This window comes from Aquabacterium sp. UBA2148, from assembly GCF_002328915.1.
Lineage (GTDB): Bacteria > Pseudomonadota > Gammaproteobacteria > Burkholderiales > Burkholderiaceae_C > Aquabacterium > Aquabacterium parvum.
In genome coordinates this window covers 10,569-14,351 of sequence record NZ_DCXA01000293.1, presented here as the reverse complement: position 1 = coordinate 14,351, position 3,783 = coordinate 10,569, and the positions used below count along the sequence as shown (strand labels likewise).

Genomic DNA, 3,783 nt, shown 5'->3' with positions numbered 1-3,783 from the left:
CCGGCAACCGAAGAGTGGGATGCCGACGATGCTTCGGCCGTGCACGCGGTGGTCACCAACCTGAGCAGCCTGCCGCTTGGGACAGGCCGGCTCATCCTCAGCGGGGAGGCGCCCGACGATGGCCCCGAGCACGCGCGCATCGGCCGCATGGCCGTGCTGCGCAGCAGCCGAGGCGTTGGTTTGGCGCGTTTGATCCTGTCGGCTTTGGTCGCAGAGGCCAGCCTGCTGGGCAAGACGCAGCTGTCGCTGCACGCACAGGTCTCGGCCATGCCACTTTACGCCCAGGCAGGGTTCGAGCCGCAAGGCGCCATCTTCGACGAGGTGGGCATTCCCCACCAGCGCATGACGCTCAGGCTTTGATGCCCAGCCCGGCTGCGGGTTTGATCAGGCTGCGGGCACGGTGACGCCGGGTTTCGGACATCGCGTTCACCTCTGTCTCATCGTGCTCGGTGATGTCGCTGCTCTCGAACACCTCGTCGTGCCGCAGTGACGGTGGCGGCAACGTGGCCTCCAGCTTGGCCACGTCGGCCGATGACATCGTGTGGCGGGGCGGCCAATTGCGCAGGCTCACCCGGCGCATCAGCGCCAGGTTCGACTGCGGCGAGAAGGTGCGCTCCAACACGTGGGTGATCAGCCGTTTGTTGTGTCGCTCGGTCACGATCACGGTCGAGCAGCGTGTGCCGTACAAGCCTTGCCCATCGCGGATGAAGGCCGAGGACAACAACTGCTCCCACTCGCGCGAAACACCTGTGCGCGGCAGCTGTGCGTCGGCGGCTCGGGTGTCGTCGGCCAGCGCGTCGAACAGCACCGATGCCATGTCTTCGGCATCCTGGGCCTGAGACAAGGCGCCACGCAAGGCGGACTTGAGGTTCTGCACCTTGGGCCAGGGCGTGTTGAGCTGCGCGTTCGACAGGCCGAAAATGCCCTTGGTCAGCCGCTCCGGATAGAGCTGCCGGTTGTTGACCCAGAAGCATTCGCCCTGCGCGAAGTCCAGCGCAATCAGGTTGAAGCCGTTGTAGCCCGACATGGCCATGCGCGGCCACAACATGGGCATGCTCAGTTCACCCCTGAGCCAATCGGGCACGATCGAGCCGCGCGATGGTGCCTGGGGGTCCATGTCCTGCGGGTTGCGGATGTTGGTGACCATGCCCAAGCGGCCTGATGCCGTCAGCCCCAGCCAGGTACCTCCCGCGTGAAGGTCGCGCCCGCCCAGGATGGCCGGACCTCCGCCATCGGGCTCCCACCAGCCCAATCGGGCAGCCGGGCGATCAAAGAATTCATCGCGGTTGGCCGCCATGACGAAGGGGAATCGGCTGGATTGGTCCAGGGCAAAAGCAACGAGACACATGGCGACAGCCTCCTTCAGCCCCACTGCCCGGCAGGCAAGGGGATCTCGGCGAAAGTTTCGGTGTGACGGGGGGAGATCAGGCCTGCTGGCAGGGCCCGCACCGCAGCCTCCAGGTCGGCCAGGAACGCTTCGCTCAGGCCTTGTGGGTGCTCGTAGATTTCCATCCAGGTGGGCTCCGCGACATCTCGGCCATCGGAGCGTGCCAGCAGGCGCGCGATCAGGCCTGGGTGGCGAGATCGCAGCCCGTCCTGCATGACCGCAAGCCGTTGCAAGGCCTGCGGGGCTCGCGAGGCGCTCAGCTTGAAATAGATGAACAGCGATGCGGGGGTGTCAGCCGTTGACCTCATCTCGACCCATGCACAGTGAAAAAGCGATCTGAGCGTACCCGATGAGCGGCGCCCATTCACCCCACATGGTGCATGAGGCGCTGCGGTGAGGTCGATTGCCGTTAAGAAATTGACGCACCGCCGCATTCATGCATCGCCATCGGGCGAAGGCATGGCGTAGGGCAGGGGCAACAAGCGCAAGGCAGGACCGTCGGCGGCACCGAGCGTGATCTCGTCGGTGGCACTCGCCAGCTTGAGTTCGAGCAACACCACATGGGGAGCTTCGTTGGGGGCGTCGGCCTGCTGAGGCAGTTGCGCAGCCAGGACGACCATGCCGGCAGGTTGCGCCGCGTCCGAAGAGGCAAACACTTCCTGGCCAGGCTTGGCTGGACCTTGTACTTCAGCCAGGAAAGCGCGCCGCTTGACAGTGCCCCGGTACTGGCTGCGCGCCACGATCTCCTGGCCAGGGTAGCAACCCTTCTGGAAGTTCACCCCGCCCACCAGCTCGAAGTTCACCATCTGCGGCACGAACTGGTCGAAGGTGGCCTCGGTCACGCGGGGGATGCCCGAGAGCACCTCCAGGCACGACCACGCGGACTCAGGCAGCGCAGGGAGGTTGGCCAGCCAAGCCGCAGCCTCGGGAGCGCCCAGCCATAGCCACCGGGGCACCTGTTGCACATCAGGCAGGCGCACCAGCTGTCCTGATGCGTGGGGTTGACTTGACCACACCGGCGCTTTGGCGGCATCGCCCAAAGATTTGCTCGCGGATTCTCCCGCCAACCCCCAGGCCTGCATGCCACCCTCGGTGAGCTGCACTTTGGAGCGCAGCACGAACATCTTCAGCCGTTTGAGCCAGCCGGGCAGGATGCCTGCGTCTGTCAGCAACCAGACCTGCTCTTGAGCGGGACGCAACAGCAGGGACGAAGCCTGCATGCGCCCCTTTGCCGAGCAGTAAGCAGCCAGCCGGGCCTCGGTGGGCCCCAGGTGGTTGACGTCCTGGCTGAGTTGCCCGTGCAAGAAGGCCGCCGCGTCCGGGCCCTCGGCTCGGATCAATGCGAGGTCGGACAAGGGCAGGGCGCCTTGCCAGGAAGAGACGGTCTGGGGTAGCGAGATCGGGTTGGCGTTCATGGGGTGATTATGATCATGCCCTCCATGCACATGCATTCCACTCGGGTACACACCCCTTCATGCTCAGGTCATTGCCCCCGTGCGCCTCGACAACAGGCGGGCGGGGTCGTTCGGGCCTTTTTGTTGGTGCTTTTGCTGCTGACAGCCGCCTTGCTGGCTGCGGGTGCCTGGTGGTTGCAACGCCCCTTGCCCCTGAAGGCAGAGGCTGCCGAGCTCGCCATCGAGCCAGGCCAGACGCCCCGCGAGATCGCACGCGGCTGGGTGGCTGCTGGCATCGACACGCCCGACTGGCTGCTCTACCAGTGGTTCAGGTTCTCGGGTGACGCCAGGTTGATCCGGGCCGGCAACTACGAGGCCAGCCCGGGCACCACCCCACGCGACCTGCTGCGCATGATGGTGCAGGGCGATGAACGCCTGTCCGTCGTGCGCCTGATCGAAGGTTGGACCTTCCGGCAATTCATCGCCGCCCTGGCCCAGGCCGAAGGCCTCAAACCCGCCACACGTGGCATGAGCGAGCAGGCCATCATGGCCGCCATCGGCTCGCCAGGCTTGCCTGCCGAGGGGCAGTTCTTCCCCGACACCTACGCCTACGCGAAAGGCTCCACCGACCTGGCCGTGCTCAAACGCGCTCACCACGCTCTGCAAAGGCAACTCGACGCGGCCTGGCAACAGCGCCAGCCCGGCTCCCCTTTGGGCAGCCCCCAGCAAGCACTGATCCTGGCGTCGATCGTTGAGAAAGAGACAGGTCGCGCCTCGGACCGCCCCATGATCTCGTCGGTGTTCCACAACCGCCTGCGCATCGGCATGCCCCTGCAGACCGACCCGACGGTGATTTATGGACTGGGTGAAGCCTTTGATGGCAACCTCCGCCGCAGCCACCTGCAGGAAGACAACCCCTTCAACACCTACACCCGCCGCGGCCTGCCACCCACGCCGATCGCCATGGCGGGCAAGGCCTCGCTGCTGGCGGCCGTCCAGCCA

General features: G+C 65.8%; 5 protein-coding genes. 2 read left to right on the top strand and 3 right to left on the bottom strand.

Translation table 11 applies throughout. From position 1 onward, the window contains the following. Window positions 1-360: GNAT family N-acetyltransferase (locus B2W70_RS16285; protein ID WP_286747249.1), on the top strand; the 360-nt coding region annotated here is incomplete at its 5' end. On the opposite strand, the gene B2W70_RS16280 is transcribed toward B2W70_RS16285, so the two are convergent. The 3 genes from B2W70_RS16280 to B2W70_RS16270 all read right to left on the bottom strand — a co-directional run bounded on the left by B2W70_RS16280 (window position 350) and on the right by B2W70_RS16270 (window position 2,802). Beyond that, window positions 350-1,348 (bottom strand): NRDE family protein, encoded by a 999-nt coding sequence (locus B2W70_RS16280; RefSeq protein WP_286747247.1) that lies wholly within the window; start codon window positions 1,346-1,348, stop codon window positions 350-352. The genes B2W70_RS16285 and B2W70_RS16280 overlap by 11 nt on opposite strands. A 14-nt stretch (window positions 1,349-1,362) precedes the next feature. Continuing rightward, complete coding sequence (locus B2W70_RS16275; protein WP_286747245.1) at window positions 1,363-1,695, bottom strand: DUF4936 family protein; 333 nt, start codon at window positions 1,693-1,695, stop codon at window positions 1,363-1,365. 126 nt (window positions 1,696-1,821) lie between these two features. Further along, on the bottom strand, window positions 1,822-2,802 hold the full coding sequence (locus tag B2W70_RS16270) for a YgfZ/GcvT domain-containing protein (RefSeq protein ID WP_286747243.1): 981 nt from the start codon (window positions 2,800-2,802) through the stop codon (window positions 1,822-1,824). Between the two features lie 132 nt (window positions 2,803-2,934). Here B2W70_RS16270 and mltG point away from each other — a divergent pair. Next, on the top strand, window positions 2,935-3,783 hold an 849-nt coding region (mltG, locus tag B2W70_RS16265; RefSeq protein WP_349677465.1), incomplete at its 3' end, for an endolytic transglycosylase MltG.

Coding starts and splice junctions, on each gene's coding strand:
- B2W70_RS16280 (WP_286747247.1), bottom strand. CDS start 1,348: ATGTGTCTCGTTGCTTTTGCCCTGGACCAATCCAGCCGATTCCCCTTC.
- B2W70_RS16275 (WP_286747245.1), bottom strand. CDS start 1,695: ATGAGGTCAACGGCTGACACCCCCGCATCGCTGTTCATCTATTTCAAG.
- B2W70_RS16270 (WP_286747243.1), bottom strand. CDS start 2,802: ATGAACGCCAACCCGATCTCGCTACCCCAGACCGTCTCTTCCTGGCAA.